17 protein-coding genes, 1 pseudogene and 1 other annotated feature are annotated in these 16111 nt (G+C 40.6%); of the genes and pseudogenes, 1 reads left to right on the top strand and 17 read right to left on the bottom strand.

Annotated features, from left to right (window positions below):
• Window positions 1-147 precede the first annotated feature (147 nt).
• The 7 genes and pseudogenes from nhaC to ACSBOP_RS08460 form a co-directional block, all read right to left on the bottom strand.
• Window positions 148-1524, bottom strand: coding sequence for a Na+/H+ antiporter NhaC (nhaC, locus tag ACSBOP_RS08490; protein WP_442603976.1), 1377 nt, complete (start codon window positions 1522-1524; stop codon window positions 148-150).
• 110 nt (window positions 1525-1634) lie between these two features.
• Complete coding sequence (tdc, locus tag ACSBOP_RS08485) at window positions 1635-3512, bottom strand: tyrosine decarboxylase (protein ID WP_442603974.1); 1878 nt, start codon at window positions 3510-3512, stop codon at window positions 1635-1637.
• A 5-nt stretch (window positions 3513-3517) separates the two neighbouring features.
• Window positions 3518-4921 (bottom strand): tyrosine-tyramine antiporter, encoded by a 1404-nt coding sequence (gene tyrP / locus ACSBOP_RS08480; RefSeq protein ID WP_442603973.1) that lies wholly within the window; start codon window positions 4919-4921, stop codon window positions 3518-3520.
• Between the two features lie 149 nt (window positions 4922-5070).
• A complete protein-coding gene (gene tyrS / locus ACSBOP_RS08475) occupies window positions 5071-6330 on the bottom strand; it encodes a tyrosine--tRNA ligase (protein WP_442604424.1) in 1260 nt (419 codons plus the stop codon).
• Between the two features lie 67 nt (window positions 6331-6397).
• Window positions 6398-6620, bottom strand: a binding site (T-box leader).
• A gap of 234 nt (window positions 6621-6854) precedes the next feature.
• Window positions 6855-7937 carry an alpha/beta fold hydrolase gene (locus tag ACSBOP_RS08470; RefSeq protein WP_442603972.1) on the bottom strand — a complete coding sequence of 361 codons (1083 nt, stop codon included), beginning with the start codon at window positions 7935-7937 and terminating at the stop codon, window positions 6855-6857.
• A 4-nt stretch (window positions 7938-7941) separates the two neighbouring features.
• The gene (locus tag ACSBOP_RS08465) at window positions 7942-8535 is read right to left on the bottom strand and encodes a TetR/AcrR family transcriptional regulator (protein ID WP_442603971.1); all 594 of its coding nucleotides are present in this window, start codon (window positions 8533-8535) and stop codon (window positions 7942-7944) included.
• A 248-nt stretch (window positions 8536-8783) separates the two neighbouring features.
• Window positions 8784-9125, bottom strand: a pseudogene (locus ACSBOP_RS08460) (polysaccharide deacetylase family protein); the annotation flags it as partial.
• Between the two features lie 140 nt (window positions 9126-9265).
• Here ACSBOP_RS08460 and ACSBOP_RS08455 point away from each other — a divergent pair.
• Window positions 9266-9448, top strand: a complete 183-nt coding sequence (locus ACSBOP_RS08455) for a hypothetical protein (RefSeq protein WP_442603970.1) — start codon at window positions 9266-9268, stop codon at window positions 9446-9448.
• 316 nt (window positions 9449-9764) lie between these two features.
• On the opposite strand, the gene ACSBOP_RS08450 is transcribed toward ACSBOP_RS08455, so the two are convergent.
• The 10 genes from ACSBOP_RS08450 to ACSBOP_RS08405 form a co-directional block, all read right to left on the bottom strand.
• Complete coding sequence (locus ACSBOP_RS08450) at window positions 9765-10379, bottom strand: DUF7002 family protein (RefSeq protein WP_442603969.1); 615 nt, start codon at window positions 10377-10379, stop codon at window positions 9765-9767.
• Window positions 10380-10689: 310 nt separating this feature from the next.
• On the bottom strand, window positions 10690-11220 hold the full coding sequence (locus ACSBOP_RS08445; RefSeq protein WP_442603968.1) for a hypothetical protein: 531 nt from the start codon (window positions 11218-11220) through the stop codon (window positions 10690-10692).
• Between the two features lie 42 nt (window positions 11221-11262).
• Window positions 11263-11523: a hypothetical protein gene (locus ACSBOP_RS08440; protein ID WP_442603967.1), complete on the bottom strand. Its 261-nt coding sequence runs from the start codon at window positions 11521-11523 to the stop codon at window positions 11263-11265.
• 81 nt (window positions 11524-11604) lie between these two features.
• A complete protein-coding gene (locus ACSBOP_RS08435) occupies window positions 11605-12303 on the bottom strand; it encodes a polysaccharide deacetylase family protein (protein WP_442603966.1) in 699 nt (232 codons plus the stop codon).
• Window positions 12304-12323: 20 nt separating this feature from the next.
• Window positions 12324-12872: a YkoP family protein gene (locus ACSBOP_RS08430; protein ID WP_442604423.1), complete on the bottom strand. Its 549-nt coding sequence runs from the start codon at window positions 12870-12872 to the stop codon at window positions 12324-12326.
• Between the two features lie 172 nt (window positions 12873-13044).
• Window positions 13045-13287, bottom strand: a complete 243-nt coding sequence (locus ACSBOP_RS08425; RefSeq protein ID WP_442603965.1) for a DNA-binding response regulator — start codon at window positions 13285-13287, stop codon at window positions 13045-13047.
• Window positions 13288-13612: 325 nt separating this feature from the next.
• Window positions 13613-14026, bottom strand: a complete 414-nt coding sequence (locus tag ACSBOP_RS08420) for a DUF5360 family protein (protein ID WP_442603964.1) — start codon at window positions 14024-14026, stop codon at window positions 13613-13615.
• Between the two features lie 2 nt (window positions 14027-14028).
• Window positions 14029-14415 (bottom strand): DMT family transporter, encoded by a 387-nt coding sequence (locus ACSBOP_RS08415; protein WP_442603963.1) that lies wholly within the window; start codon window positions 14413-14415, stop codon window positions 14029-14031.
• 4 nt (window positions 14416-14419) lie between these two features.
• Window positions 14420-14974, bottom strand: a complete 555-nt coding sequence (locus ACSBOP_RS08410) for a TetR/AcrR family transcriptional regulator (protein WP_442603962.1) — start codon at window positions 14972-14974, stop codon at window positions 14420-14422.
• A 203-nt stretch (window positions 14975-15177) separates the two neighbouring features.
• Entirely contained in the window at window positions 15178-16098 is a 921-nt protein-coding gene (locus ACSBOP_RS08405) for a methyl-accepting chemotaxis protein (RefSeq protein ID WP_442603961.1), read from the bottom strand.
• Between the last annotated feature and the right edge of the window lie 13 nt (window positions 16099-16111).

The following is a 16111-nucleotide window of genomic DNA, read 5'->3' as shown; positions in this document are numbered from 1 at the left end:
AAGCCAATCTCCCTTTCACTATCCGTAGCGATTAAACTTACTTGCAAATTTAGGCTTAAACCCATAATCAGTGCTTGACGGGATAATTTAAATTCGGAAATTATTTTTTTCCATCAAACCACTAATGACTTACCCAATCATGTATTTCTATGCTGTTCGTGAAGGCTTTGTCGATTTTCTCATGAATCCATACAAAATGTTAAGCACAGGTGCTACGATGCAAAAGATTGCAAACGGGAAATATTCCAAGGTAGAAACACCTAAAGTTCCGGTAATAAATACGCCACTAACTCCCCATGGAATAAGTGCATTAAACGCCGCCCCCGCATTTGCTACGATCCTCGACATTTCCTTCCGCTGAAGTTGAAGCTCATCATATTGAGTCTTGAACGCTTGACTCGGTAAAATAATGGACAAATACTGCTCACCAAGCAGAAGGTTAATCCCAATAGAACTAATTGCTGTAATGAGGATGAGCTTACTCTTCGTTCTTACAAAAGATGTTATACGTGAAATGAGGGTCTTTATCACGTTCAATTCTACAAGAAGTCCTCCCAAGGCCAATGCGAGCAAGATCAAAGATACAGACCACATCATACTTTGAAGACCACCGCGTGAAAGCAGCTTGTCCACAGCTTGCACGCCTGTATTAGATACGTAACCGTTTTGCATCAAATCCGATATGTCGAAGAAGCTTGTGAACGGATGATAAATATAGAGAACAACAATTGTACATGCAATATTTAACAACAATGTTGGTATGGCCGGTATTTTTCTCCAGGCACATAGAAAAAGTATCAGTACCGGAATTAATGTAAATGCAGAGATGGTATACGAAGATTTCAATGTATTTACCAACTCATCGATTTGACTCCCTGTCGACAGCGTTTTAGCATGTCCCACCACGGCAAAGAAAAGAAGCGTAATAATGAAAGCTGGGATGACCACACGCAGCATATAGCGAATGTGCTCGAATAATTCGACTTTAGCAATGGCAGATGCCAAATTCGTCGTATCCGATAGTGGTGAAACGTTGTTTCCAAGAAATGCACCAGAAATGATAGCCCCTGCCGTAATGGCTGGATGATACCCCATAATCCCTCCCATTCCGGAGAAGGCAATACCAACTGTAGATATGGTCGTAAAGGAGCTGCCTACCGTAATCCCTACGACTGCACAAATGATAAATACAGAAGGCAAAAAATATTGGGCAGATAATATACCGAAACCATAGACCATAATGGTCGGAATCGTTCCTGCTGCAATCCATACACTGATTAGAACACCGATAAGCATAAAGATAAGGATTGGTATTAATCCTGGTGAGATCCCGTCCTGTAATCCTTTATGAACACGATCCCAAGAAATACCTTTCATTTTGCCAAAGACGATCATAACCCCTAAGGAAATTAATATCGGAATTTGAGGATCCATACTCAAGCCGATAATACAAGCTCCTATAATGGCTAATAGGATGACTAAAAGAAATAGACTTTCTTTAAGCGTTACGTCTTTCTTATTCATAAGCTGAACTCCTTATCTACAATACGATTCTAAGGATGTAAGGTGAGTACACCTTGTGAATAAAAAGGAATATTTACCAAGAAACTTTTGATAAATATTCCTTTTATTTTCTATTCGTTCATTTCAATTAAATAAATTTTCTCGAGCTTCTCCTGCATCGCCTTTTCAATCTTAGGTGCAAATTCTTCAAATACTTTCGCATCATGTGCATATGGAGATAAGGCACAAGCACGAAGAATTGTTACTTTCTCGGCACGATCCCATTCTGCTCTGCTAAACCCGAGACTATTCACGAATTCCAGCGGACTATTACCATAATCAGGGATAGCAAAATCCGTATGGGATGTGATAAATTCGTTGCTGTACAAATCACCTTTTACATAGGAGGCATAATCGAAGAAGTCATGGTTGAGTTTGTTCATTTTTTCTAAGTCGGTATTACCTTCTTCATTGAACACATAGTCAACCATATTGAAGTCTGGCTTCGTCAACGGGTGAAGCACAATTACTTTACCATCAACATTGAATTTTCTGTTCTTCAGGAAGTTGTAGAAGCGGTATGCTCCCTCGATGCTTGCTCCCATTAACTTGCCGTAGCCAGTTACGTTAAGTGGCAATACATGATGAGCAGTCCATACAGCAGCAGCGGTGGCACCTGCTTTGGAACCTTCGAGAATATAAGCACCGAGCAAGGCCGGAATATCCGCATCTTTCTCGAATACATAGGTTGCAAAGTATGAGATCGCATCACGCATTCTGCTGTCTTTAATGACAATGGCACCAGCAGAGTAAGGAATATAGCCCATTTTGTGCGGATCAATGGTAATCGTCTCAACTTGGCTCATCGCTTTGAAGGCATTATATATATCTTCAGTTAGCCATTCGTTTTTCAAGTTCATATCTGTGAAAATATTATGTTTTTTGTAGACTTCATCTATTTTGTCAAATGCAATGAATTCATCGTTTTCATCCAAGAAAATGGCACGAGCATAACCGCCATATGCAGCATCGACGTGGATATAGTAGTAAATTCCTTCTTTTTCCAATTTTTCACGAAGTTCGACAATTTTATGAATATGGTCAATTTGACCTTCTTCCGTACTACCCACTACTCCTACTACTCCGAGGATTGGAATGTTATCTGCCGTTAGTTGGCGAATGGTTGCTTCTAGCTTCTCGATATCCATATGGTAGGTGCTATCTACATCGATTGCTACTACATTATCAAGGCCGATCCCAATAATGTCAGCTGCTTTAAGCCAAGAGTAGTGTTTGGTTTGTGGAATAAGCCATTTCCCTAATTTGTTAAGGTATCTGCCGCTACGTGCAGATTTTGCTTTAATATCATCAAGCCTATCCGGAATTTTCTCCATAATATCCAGAATTGCATTGGAAGACATATTTAGCAGTTCCCAATCAGATTTACCTTTTACGTATTCAGGTGCTATTTCTTTAATCGCAAGCGGCAAGGATTTCATGTTACGTGCATACCATAGTCCTTCCAAGTTCGCGATCGAACCGTCGGCACAAATATGTCCCCAGCTTTTTCCTTCTATATAACTCATCATTTTGCACAAGTGATGTCCAACTTCTTCTTCCATTTGTGATGTACCCGGGGACGATTCATAAGCAACGTTGTTACCATTCCAGAGCATAGCAGCTGTATAGGCAATAATAGCTGGCATCAATGTTTCTGAGTTCATATGACCCCAGAAGCGGCCGGCTGTATGCCATGGGAGTGATTCCGAGCGAAGCTTAGAGGATAATTCGTTGAATACGCTGCGCATATGGTTTGCAGTATCTTCGAAGCTTTGTGAAGTCTTATCATAAGGTGTAATAACCGGCAAATCTTGTGGTTGATAGTTTTGGCGCCAACCCACATGCTCATCAACTACTTTAAGTAGTATTTCTTTGAAAAGATCAACGTTCTCCCCTTTATCCCCTAGGAAAAGTGCTTTTAAGTTAATTTCCGGTATTTGATAATTCATTTTTTCTACTCCTCTTTCTTCCAGCTTGGTCGTTTTATTTTATAGATGATAAGAGCAATACCTACCATCACAATCGTTGCTGCAATTTGGAAAATGATGTACCCCGTGCGTTGACTTGGGTCCAGAATAGAAGGTGGAATCAAACTGACGACAAGTGTGATTATTACACTTATGATAGACAGCAAGGATACGAACCACATCAGACCATTACCTTTATTACCTAGACGGAAAGGTCTTTCCACTTGAGGCATCTTATAGCGTAAACGGATGGCAGAAATGGCAATCAGTAAATATACGATACAATACAGGATTGTTGTTGTAATCGTAATGATAAGGAATGCACTATTGACGTCCGGTACAACAAGGTATAGAACGGATACAAGCGAAATAACGATAGCTTGAATCAGAACGAATGTAATCGGAATATTCTTAGATGTTCTTTTTTGAAAGAACGGAGGCAGGTTGCCTTCATCAGCAACTTTTATCATCGCTTTACTTGGTCCAAGTACCCATGCACTCAATTGAACAAGTACGCCGATAAGAATCATTGCAGAGATAATGTTGACGCAAATCGATGGAATTCCTATATCATTACAGAAAATCATATAGGGCTGTGTAATGTTCGCCAATTCCATTTTGCCTTTCGGTACAGCATTAGATACCGTCAAACCAGCAACAAGGTTGAAAATTACGAGCAAAACAACAGATGCGATAACAGCAATCGGATAATTACGTTTTGGATTTTCAATATTGTTCGCATGTACAGAAGAAATTTCAACACCGGCAAAAATGAAGATAATCCCAGATAAGTAAGTCAGGCTTCCCAGATCTCCTAGATTCGGCAGCAAATCACTTGCCTTGAAGTTACCCAGATAACTGCCCGGTTGAATTCCATTTTTGAATAGAAAAATAACGCCTAAAATAACAAGAAAGACAAATGGGATATATACCCCTATGATGGCTCCCCAGTTACCCGCAATTTTGACCATATCGAACTTTAAGTTCAATAAGGTGACACCCCAGTATGAGATGAGAATAACCGCAAAAATAAAGAAGTTATTCGATGAAAGCGTAGGAGTGTTAATCACGTATCCAAATAGTATACCTACCGTCGATGCAACCATTACCATCCCGAAAAACATTTGCACCCATAGCAACCATGAAGTAACAAAGCCCCACTTTTCACCTAATCCATTTTTGACCCATACTTGCGGGCCGCCCTCTTGAGGGAATCCCGTTGACAGCTCAGCAGACATTAATGCAATTGGAAGTGCAAACAAGATCGCTGCAACCAGCATGTAGAAAATCTGTGTCCAACCGGTAATGGAAAGTGTCGGAACACTACGTACAGTACCAAAAAACGCCATTGTAATACCGATTAGCCCGAACAGTGTCAATTTTTTAGCCATAATCTCTGTCCTTCCTTCTAAAAACAAGATGACGTTAATCGTTGTACCTTTAGAATGTCTTACAAATGCTGATTTTATTCTGTAAAAAAAAGAACCGGTTTCGGCCATTTACGACCAAAAACCAGTTCTAATGCAACAATCTATGTGATTTATATCAACTTTACAAGGTTGTAGTTCTTTTTGCCTTTACGAATAATAATGAATCGTCCATCAAAAGAGTTATCTACTGTAACATCCATATTAACATCTGTAACTTTGTCGCCGTTCAACGTGATTGCGCCATTCGTAATATCTTCACGTGCTTGACGTTTAGATGGCTCAACACCTAAATCAACCAGCCAGTCGATAATATTTTTTGTTTCCTTGGAGGCATGGAATGTAGGCATATCTTTGAAGCCTTGCTCAATTTCATCTGCTGTTAGCGACTTAATATCCCCGCTGAATAATGCTTCCGTAATTTTTTGCGCTTGCTTTAGAGCTTCCTCACTGTGTACGAACTTCGTCATTTCTTCTGCCAATTTAAGCTGAGCTTCACGTTTGTGAGGCTCTGTCTGTACCTTCACTTCCAGTTCATCGATTTGTTCTTTCGTCAAGAAGGTAAAGAATTTCAAGTATCTAATAACGTCTCGATCATCTGTATTCGCCCAGAACTGGTAAAACTCGAATGGAGTCGTTTTGTTAGGATCGAGCCAGATTGCACCACCTGCTGTTTTGCCGAACTTCGTACCGTCCGCTTTCAACATCAATGGAATGGTCAGTCCGAATGCTTTTGCTTCAGGACCTTCTTTTTTACGAATCAAGTCAAGACCACTTGTAATGTTGCCCCATTGATCTGCACCGCCAATTTGCAGTTGGACATCTTCTTCTTTAAACAAGTGATGGAAGTCCATCGATTGAAGAATCTGGTATGAGAACTCGGTAAATGAAATCCCCGTATCGAGGCGACTTGCTACGATATCTTTGCCCAGCATCGTATTGACGCTGAAGTTCTTTCCGTAGTCACGTAAGAAATCCAAAATCGTTAAGTTATGTGTCCAATCGTAGTTGTTCACCATGCGTAGTCCCGTGTCGCCTTCGTTGACAAACAGTTTCTTCATTTGTGCTGTCAGCGCATCTACGTTCTTCTGAACTTGATCCATGGTTTGCAGCGTACGTTCTGACGTCCGGCCGCTTGGGTCACCGATTGTGCCTGTTGCTCCGCCAATTAAGATTACGGGGCGATGGCCAGCGAGCTGGAATCGCTTCAGCATCATAAATGGAATCAAGTGGCCAATATGCATACTGTCACCGGTAGGGTCAACACCACAGTATAGCGATATCGACTTCTCGCTTGTTAATTTATGCAAACCTTCTGTATCCGTCTGTTGATTAATGGCCCCGCGCCATTCTAGCTCATCTATAATGTTCAACATTGTGCTTCAGCTCCCTGATGAATAAGTTAAAAAACAAAAAAATCGTCTCCTAGTCTATTGTAGACATAGGGACGATTAATTAACCGTGTTACCACCCAAATTGCATTAACAGTGCTGCAGCCACTATTAATACCACTCTCGGCAATGATATCGATTGCCAGTTCGCTTAGCGTTATCTAAGATACTCCAGAGTGTAACTCGCAATATTGTGTGTACCAGGTCGCATCAACCCCTGGCTTTCTGTAAACAGGGACAATCTTGCTACTTCGCTCTTTCATCGTGTTATCCAATATTAGATTACTGACAATCATAGTGCTAGAGAATTTGTTTGTCAAACACCAAAATTATCAAGTTTTATTAGAAACACCCGGTCTGCTCATGAGCGTTTTCGGCTGAAAATCAACATATTCATATCATTCTGCATCGTATCAAATCTTGCTTCTTTGCCTGACTTTTCGTGCAGCCTCGACTATTGTTTATTTATGAAAGCCATATGTGACTAAAACCTTACAAAATAAGGTTTATTCCTTTAAATTATCTAAAATCTCAAAAAGAGCCTCATTAAACTTTTCCTTTTGGTCAAGCATGGTGACATGACCTGCATTTGGGATAGAATAAAATTGCTTGGATGACGCTTCCACCGTAGTAAAATAATCTCTTGCAAGTGGATAGGGAGTCTGCCAGTCATCCTCACCATGAATATAAAAAACAGGTGTTTCATATTTTATGCCAATGGCCGGTAGGTCAAATGTTTGAATTAGATAGTTCATAATGGTAGACTGCCCAGTTTCAATCACTCCAGGGCTTAATAAGTAACGTATATCTCTTAAAGTATAGAAAGGGGAGCATAAAGCACTCCATACCAACTCTGGCGTAGCTCCTGCTGCCAGCTTATACTTAGCTTGCAATTTGCGAAACTTTGCCATCTTCTTTTTCATTTCATCATTGTAAGTCTTGCCAGGATAAGGACTTAATGCAGCAAGCGCTTCATAATCCCTTTGGTTGCCTGATTCTTTTATGCACTCTGTCGCTCTTTCATAACTGACCATCTCATTTTTAAACAAATTAACAACCTGTCCGACACCAATGTAACCTAACACCAAATGTGGATACTTCAGAGTAAACAGGCTTCCCAGTACAGAACCCCACGAGTGCCCCATAATGATAATTTTTTCTTTTTGGTATTTGGCTTTTAAGTATTCCACAACCTCATATGTATCTTGAATTACTTGGTCAATAGTTGTTGTTGGAGTGACTATCTTTGGATCATTTTTAAAGTAGGTTTTTCCGCAATTTCTCTGCTCCCAGTGTACAACAGTAACTTTCTTCTCCCACGGCACCTGAAATTCCTGTGCAAATGGTAACATTGGAGAACCAGGACCCCCATGCAAAAACAACAGCACGGTGTTTTGAACATCATCCCCTCGATGATACAGATATTGCTTTATACCCCCAATGGCTACAAACTCTCCATAGTTTACTCCATTATTTGAAGTGATTTTAATTTCTTTCGCACGTTTCTTTTTCATAAAGTACAGGAAAGAAAAGAAAAAAACAGTGATAAGTACGAACGCCGCCAAAACGATCTGCGAAGTTAAGAACATTTCTTCATACCTCTATCCCCTGTGACATATAACCGGCAATTGAATCAACCATAATATTCAAAGCTTGTTCTTTGCCTTGTTCACCATATTGGGTACCCTGAGAGGCAACAAAATGCAGGCTATCCATCAAATAGGCAAGCACTTTGAAATCACAATTGGATTCACGGATCCCAAAAGCGGCTAGTGTCTGGCTAAAGTAATCCTTTGCTTTCGCTTGTTCCCATTCTTCAACAGCACTTGGGAGTTTACGAAACAAATATTCCATATCGGAGGGTTTCACATACAGTGCGAGACTTTCTGGTGCCAAATAAATTTCCTTTAGTGCCCTTACGAGCCCTTCTTTGGCATCTCCCTTATTAATGTGAACCGCTGTTATTCTGTCAAACAGTTTTTTTTCACTCTTTTTTATAACGGCATAGAGGAGTTCCTCTTTTGAATTATAATAAGAATAAAAGGACCCTTTCCCTATATTTACAGCCATTGCAATGTCTTCAACAGTGACTCGTTTTATACCCTTTTGCTGAATCAGTTCGACTCCTTTTATGTACATGGCTTCTCTTATCATTTCTTTTTCATACTCACTTACAACTTTAGGCATACAATCTCTCCTTTTATTATGACTATAATCTGTAAAAACAGTCATTATAAAAATAATAGGTGTATTCCTCCAGACTGTCAATAGTAAATGAGCAAAAAGAGACTACATTCTTTTTCAAAAATGTAGTCTTTTGCTTTCTACCATCTAAGACACAACCTTCCCTAAGCCAGAAAATTAAGGAAGCACAAATGATTTTATCTCAATTGATTCAATACAATAACAAAGTGTAATTAAAGATGAAATATCGTTTACAAACGTGTGTCATTTTGGAAATTAAGATAGAAATGGTCAGCGTCATTATATACACCAAATTCATATCCTTTTTCCTTATAAAATGCAATTATTTCTGGAAGTGCTTGTAAGGTTTGTTGTTTTTCATGCATGAAAATGACTTCTCTGTCAAATGTAGTTTGCTTTTTAATATTTTCTAAAGTTTGGTTTGGATCTTTTAACGTCCAGTCCTTAGAATCAATTGTCCAATCCCAAATTTAAATTCCAGCTTTTATAATTTGATTGCGAATCTGTTCACTTTTCAATCCTGGTGCTGAACCATAAGGTGGGCGAACCAACTTAGGATTCGTACCTGTATGCCCCAGTGATTGTTTTGCTTTCCATACTGGCTTCTACTCCAAACCTGTTAAATTTTTGCCGCCTTCCAAATAGAATGTTGAGTATTTTTGATGACACTTCATCGAATATGACAACTGTAAATTTTTGGATGAGTACCCCGATGAAAAAATGTGAATTTGTAATCAAAGAAGTTAATCAGCCATCCGGCAAAGCGTTGCGGCAATTTCATGAGCATGTGGTCGAGATATTGAGCCGAATTGTCCAAGCAGAGGCCGAGATAGACATACCTCTCCCCTTAAGTGCATCATTCTACGCAAGACAAGCAGAAAACTTAACAAAATAAAAACAAGCCGGAGCGCATGACCCACCACGCTCAGGCTTGTTCTATTTCAGGTTATTTTGAATGAATTCTCGAAGGAATACAGGTATATGGAGCGAAGCTTGATTGCTTGTAGCCGTGCTATCGACAATATGGCCTGCTTCCCACCAATCGTTGAATATTCACTCACCCCATTAGGGGAATCTATACTCCAACCAATGAGAGCATTGAATCAGTGGACTCAGGCCAGATCCTCCTATGATCAAATATAAAACAATAAATAATATCAAGAAGATGACACCCTGAGTATACGAGTCATCTTCTTACTCATTCCCCATGCTTATTTTTGTAAATCAGCAAGTGGCCTCGCTAGTTCACTCCAGCCTACAGGAATATCTCTTCGATTATTGACGTAAACGGCTCGCAGATACTTGGACACGTCATTTACCCGATCTTCTATTAGCACCTCTCGTACCTCGGACGCCTTTGCAGGCACCGTGTTATTCACGATACTTTTGAAAAGATGAAGAGGCAGGAACATATCCGGACTCTTCTTGTACGTACACAGCGTTGGAAACCTTGGTGAGCTACCCGAGTCGTATTTCGATAATTTAATAGCTGAATAATGAGCGAATAGCAAAGAATACGCGTCGAATTCAAGAACAGCAAATCCTTCATTTGGTTCTCGCCGTGCATAGGTTTCCATCATTTTTTGACAGTCTTTTAATGTAGGCCAAAAAAACACATGTCGATCCAAGCAAGCTCGAAATTGTTCCTGTGTGACTGCTTTGTCTATCATAAGATCAGGAATTTTCAGATGAGCATTTATTGTAAAAGGATACGTATCATAAATGACTTCCTTAGCCTTTGCTCGTCGCTCACCGGCAGAGTGAGGGTCTATTTGATAACTGGACAATAGCGCATCGAAATGGGCAATAGCTGATAAATTTCTCAACCTCGTGAAATGATAAAGGGACTTTCTACTTTTTGCCTTTGTTATTACAGTTATATGGGTATCCTTCTTCATTATCCCGCTCCTTCTCTTTTACTCCAGTAATAGCAGGATTCCAAAAAAAGTCCCTTTTCAAACTCAGGTGCCCTATACCGCTGTGATCAAACAACATTTCCAAATTCCGATCATTGCTGCTGTTAAGCAGATGGCATGGCTATTGGGTATGAATCAAAATACAAACAGACACTACCCTCTACCACGGTAGTGTCTAGTGTCTGTTACGGGTATGCGATCATTTAGCGATCCATACTTTTTAGAGCGTGCGGAACTTCATATCCTTACAATCAATATGGAACGTAAATGTTCGTTTTTCACTTTTTCCATTTAACGAAAGTTGAAAAGTTAGGTTTTCAATATTTTTTTCCACCAAACCTTGATGCCTCACCCAACCATGTATTTCTTTCTTGGGCTTGATTGTAACCGTACCAAAACCAGGATTTAGAGGAGAGATTCCCACCGTTTCGTACGTTTTCCCTGCGACATCATCGTTCGCCCCTACGAGCGAGCTGAGCAAATCAGGTGTGATATTCTCATCGTCTGTATTGTTTTTGATTGTAATTTCAAAGTCAGTTGTCTTTTCCGTAAGCCTGATGGCATGTACGGTAACTTCAACCTCATTTATCTTTTGTGTAACAGGGATCTTCTGTAATTTCACATTCTGATCACTAGAAGTTGAACCCTTATAATCTTCGGTTTCCGCTGTGATGTTCGTTGCAGAGGCAGATATTCCTGAGAAGAAGATAGCACCGCAAATAAATCCCATAACTATTTTTTCATGATTCATTCCTCCTCCAATCTTCGACTTTAATTTCAATTACAGCATCCTCTACAGCTTTATATTGGTGCTTAACAGGCTCTCATCAACCTCAACAATTCCATCCTGTCTGCTGATTTGGTAAATAAACTCAGCATGTAGAGGCACTTGCAGTCGATTGTAGTAAGTACCATTGCTCGGATTATAAAGTAAAGGAAACCAAGCATAGATGTTCATCTCCGCTGGTGTATGTGGCGGAACATGAACGATCATGTCAAAGGTCACTAACTCTTTTTTCTCACTTACAACACGAATCGCAGTAGTAGCTTCCAAGTCAATGTTAAATTATGACACGATGCAATAAAGAGACTGCTACAATAAGCAGTCCCTTTATCTTCATATATTACGAAAAGTTTATGCCATCTCGTCAAGACGAACGAACTTCAGATTTCTTGTCTTTAGTTGATTCAGTACTTCATCTAAAGCTTGCAGCATAAAATAAGGAGCATGCTTGTCAGCGCCCATCGTCTCACCGCTGTCATGAAGTAATACAACCGAGCCATCCGTAATTCCACCTAGCAGTGTGGACTTCATCCGCGTTTGGCAGTTCAAACTACTCCAATCCCCACCCATCAGCGACCATAGCGCAATTCGGTATTGCTTGGAACGAAAGAAATCGAATAAATTAATTAATCCCCAAGGTGGACGGTAATAGTTCGGTCTAGTTCCGACAATAGACTCTATAATATCAGCCGAGCGATCTAGGTGCTCACGCCGGATTGTACTTGGAAGCATCAACCAGTTAGACTTATGACGGTAATTATGAATACCAATCTGATGACCTTCTTGATCCATTCTTCGAATTAATTCAGGATACTGCTCTGCTTGCGATCCGAGCACGAAAAATGTAGCTTTTACTTGATGCAATTTCAATAAGTCTAACAACCTTGGCGTATATTGTGGGTTTGGCCCATCATCAAACGTGAAAGCTACTTGTTTTTTTATCGAGCCTTTACGTAAGACACCCCAGCCGATCACTCGCGTAATCAAGCTCGGGATAAGCATGTAAAACGTGATGGAACATAATATTCCGATTACACAGTATGTAAACATGATTCTTCCTCCATATCGATTTAACCAGCGATTTTCGGTTCGGGTGAGAATCGATTCTTTAGTGACGCTCGTGAATGGATCAGTAACATCGGAACCAGTTGTTCGGTGCGCCGACTGATTCTTTGTCTTCCTTCTGGGTGCATAGCAGAGAGCAGCAATCGCAGATAGATGGTGGTGATGCGTTCGAAGACACCTGGCTTCATCTGTTGTTGTTCAAAACCAAGACCGTGCGTTATTCCCCGGTGGAGCAGTGTAATGCCTAGTAAAGCCTTGACCTGCCTGAACTCGGACTGCGATTCGAAAGCTTCATTGATTTGTTTCATTGATTTACGCAGCATACGAGCCGTTTGGAGTGCAGCACGATCTGACCCTTCGGACTGGATCAACTTCAAGATCCTTTCATTGTCAAGGTGGAGCTCCCCTACCCATTCTCCCTGATTGATAACCGTAGAGTCCTGGCATACAATAGCTTCTCCCCGGTGTTTTTTAAGCATGACGCTGCAAATGCCAAAGCTTGACTTATGCGATCCGCGAAAATGTGAAAGTAATGCAAAAGCTTTTTCCCACATCATCCAGAGGGACTGTATTGTAGTTTTACGTATTTTGAAACCCAATTCGTTCACCTTCCTTAAAACGGTTATTCTCTCTTATTTCGTAATTGTACATAACGGAGCTTTCTTTTTTCTTATCCGATTCTTACGAAAATCTTAAGAAATAATGATGCCCAGATCATACATACGGTCACCTTCTGTAACCAGTTGGTTGCTCTTTAAAGCCTTTACCAAGTATCTGGCGGCAATGAGAATGCATCACCAGCAAACTTATCCGCTTGATGTGCACAACGACGGTCCGATCATCCCCTTCATAATTCATCCGCCATATGTGCGTGATGAGTTGTTCCCTAGTGAATATTTGACCTGGCTGGCTAGCCAAAAGCTCACGAATGTGAGCGTCATCATCCACGATAAGTATTTTGACGACCATTAGACGATGCACCCCTTCAAATTTAGCATGACAATTTTCATTTTCATTGAATTCTCAGAATTAATTGTACTGTTTATTACACAACTTTGAAAATATTTCCAATACCAACCCTTATCCGCATTGGAAAAAACCTCGTCAGAAATAAACGAGGTTCTTAAAAATCGTGCTTCAGTGTCTTACAAATCCTATTTCTGAATAACGAGTAGCTACTTCTTCCAATACAATAGAGTCATCACCTTTCACATATTTGTCGAAAAACGAAAGGTTAACATCGTTATTGAGACGATGAATGTAGCCTATCTCGGTACCCTGCGTCTTCGGAAGATCAGTATGATTCATTTCTAATAACTTGTGAAACTCTGCGAACCAACCCAGGAACAAAGAACAGTGGATAAAGAAGCAGGAATAGATTCGGAATCCACCATAGGAGGTCATAATCCCCCTTGATAACCCAGAATGCGATGGCCTGTAGTCCCGAACAGGAGGTAAGAACCAGTGAAATCAGTACCAGTGGCTGCCATACTGCATTGGACTTGCGATAATAATAAAGACTAAGTAACCCTGTCACCGAGATCAAGACATCAGGCGGAAAAAAGGACCAGTTCCAGATCACAAGCAGCTTGTTATTATAATCCTGATACGCATAGCTGGGTGGGATTAAATGAAAGTATGTAACAAACCAATATATAAGAAATGAAATATCTGTAAATAACAGTAATCCCCTTAGTTTACCGCTCATCTTTACCACTCCTTTAGCCCAGTTGTATTCATCGAATGCTCTTGTTGGACTTCGCTTTCCACCCTTGCATGACCGCTACTACTTAGATTCAATCCTACTACTCCTGCAATGATCAGCAGCAAGGAAATGAGCTTCAAGGTTGTCAACTGCTCTCCAAATAGCGCCCAGCCGATGCCGACAACAATGGCGGTTCCCATTCCAGACCAAATGGCATATGCAATACTTACAGGTATCCCCTTCAACGCTAGATTCAGTAAGAACAAACTGAGTAGATAAAAGACCACTAGCAGAATAGAAGGACCCAACTTCGTAAATCCCATCGATAGCTTCATAAATGTAGTGCCTGCCACCTCTGCCACTATAGCAAGTACCAGCAATAACCAAGACATACCGTCACCTCAACCTTATCCCGTTTATCATAATATCCACCATTTCATCCAAGGCTTCTCCTAGTGTTAACCCGACCTGATTGACGGAGGCTTGCTCCATCAACCGGTTGAGCCCTCCAATGTACAACTGTATAAATAGTTCCTCATTAAACGTCCCCAGCAGTCCTTCAGCCTGAGCCACTGCAACAATTTGCTTTACTCCGTCCCACTGCTCTTCCATAAAGGAGTTCAGATATTTCCACACCTCAGGGTAATAACGCTGCAACTCGAACAGACGCTTGATATCAAAAAACTGAAAATCCTGCGGAAGCAGTACGAGTAAAGCCCTCAATTTATCCATTGTGTTCAATGTCTGATCATGAATAATAGCTTGCTCTCGCTTTTTAATCTCATCAATCGCTTGCTGCACCATATCATGAATCAATTCTTCCTTAGAGGAATACCATTCGTAGATGGTTTTCGTGCTTACACCGCATTGTCTAGCTATATCTGCTATTGTGAAGCGGAAGCCTGATCTGAAAATTTCTTGTTGTGCCTGCTGCATGATTCTTTGCTTCAATTTGAATTCAGCTCCTATCCATAAAACACGGAAAATATTATGTTTTCTATATTTTCCTGATTGTATATGATCCTTATCTTCATGTCAATTTGAAAAAAGGTAACCCTTAGTGCTACTGATTCTCTTACTTGCAACTGTACGCTGGCTCGCGTGAAAGACGCTAGGCTAAGTTGCCTAACGTCTACGAATTCCCTTAATTACACTTACATTAATTGACTTAAAGTCTTAGCTTGTATATCCAGCTTGCCCGCAGATTCGCCGATTCCTACAAACTCATCGACAGCTTGTTGGATGAGATGTTGGCTTTTATCGATTGTTTTCTGCGAACTTTTCGTGCCCCCGCTAACCTTATCGACCTGTTTCGAAATTCCCTCGACGGTAGCTTGAATCGCTATAGCAGCTTCTTCAACTTGGCTCGCCAGTTTCCGCACTTCGGTGGCTACAACATTAAAGCTGCGACCATGTTCCCTTGCATGTGCTGCTTCTATCGCTGCATTCAAGGCGAGGAGTTTCGTTTGGGAAGCGAACCCCCGGATTGTTTCTACAACGCCATGAATGGCTGTTGTTTGTTGTTCTAAGTCATGTAGCAAGTTCAAGTTGCTCTCATTATCGCTTAGCACATGCTCTATAGCGACAGCTACTTGTTGACTGCGGTTTAAACCTTCTTCTGTTCGTTGATGTAAATCTTCAGCCATTTGTTGTAATTCACTTGTTAATTGGGTCGTAGCTATTTCCCTTGCTGTGATGTCCGTTGCCACTTTCAGGACAGCCACGATTTGACCATCTTCATTGCGAACTGGCATGTACGTGGCTTCGAAATGGAGAATCCTTCCGTCTTTTGCCACGCGAACAATCTTCTCTTGAAATTTCAAACCACTTCTCAGATTATTCCAAAGCATTACATAACCTGGACTTTTTGCAAAATCCGCTGTACAAAATTGACGATGGTGCATGCCCGATAGTTCCGAAACCTGATAGCCCATTGCACGTGCAAAATGTTCATTAGCCCAGAGAACATCACCTTCTGAATTAAACTCTATCATCGCTAATGATTGCTCTAATGCTGCTAACACTGTTTTTCCTTCTAACACTTGCGTACTTTCATACAATCCCTGTTTATCCATAAATCGGCGCACT

The sequence above is a fragment of the Paenibacillus sp. KN14-4R genome, assembly GCF_052180255.1.
In the GTDB taxonomy this organism is placed as follows: domain Bacteria; phylum Bacillota; class Bacilli; order Paenibacillales; family NBRC-103111; genus Paenibacillus_AM.
This window is presented reverse-complemented; position numbering and strand designations above follow the sequence as displayed.

Coding starts and splice junctions, on each gene's coding strand:
- nhaC (WP_442603976.1), bottom strand. CDS start 1,524: ATGAATAAGAAAGACGTAACGCTTAAAGAAAGTCTATTTCTTTTAGTC.
- tdc (WP_442603974.1), bottom strand. CDS start 3,512: ATGAATTATCAAATACCGGAAATTAACTTAAAAGCACTTTTCCTAGGG.
- tyrP (WP_442603973.1), bottom strand. CDS start 4,921: ATGGCTAAAAAATTGACACTGTTCGGGCTAATCGGTATTACAATGGCG.
- ACSBOP_RS08470 (WP_442603972.1), bottom strand. CDS start 7,937: ATGTTCTTAACTTCGCAGATCGTTTTGGCGGCGTTCGTACTTATCACT.
- ACSBOP_RS08465 (WP_442603971.1), bottom strand. CDS start 8,535: ATGCCTAAAGTTGTAAGTGAGTATGAAAAAGAAATGATAAGAGAAGCC.
- ACSBOP_RS08455 (WP_442603970.1), top strand. CDS start 9,266: ATGAAAAAATGTGAATTTGTAATCAAAGAAGTTAATCAGCCATCCGGC.
- ACSBOP_RS08445 (WP_442603968.1), bottom strand. CDS start 11,220: ATGAATCATGAAAAAATAGTTATGGGATTTATTTGCGGTGCTATCTTC.
- ACSBOP_RS08435 (WP_442603966.1), bottom strand. CDS start 12,303: ATGTTTACATACTGTGTAATCGGAATATTATGTTCCATCACGTTTTAC.
- ACSBOP_RS08430 (WP_442604423.1), bottom strand. CDS start 12,872: ATGTGGGAAAAAGCTTTTGCATTACTTTCACATTTTCGCGGATCGCAT.
- ACSBOP_RS08425 (WP_442603965.1), bottom strand. CDS start 13,287: ATGGTCGTCAAAATACTTATCGTGGATGATGACGCTCACATTCGTGAG.
- ACSBOP_RS08420 (WP_442603964.1), bottom strand. CDS start 14,026: ATGAGCGGTAAACTAAGGGGATTACTGTTATTTACAGATATTTCATTT.
- ACSBOP_RS08415 (WP_442603963.1), bottom strand. CDS start 14,415: ATGTCTTGGTTATTGCTGGTACTTGCTATAGTGGCAGAGGTGGCAGGC.
- ACSBOP_RS08405 (WP_442603961.1), bottom strand. CDS start 16,098: ATGGATAAACAGGGATTGTATGAAAGTACGCAAGTGTTAGAAGGAAAA.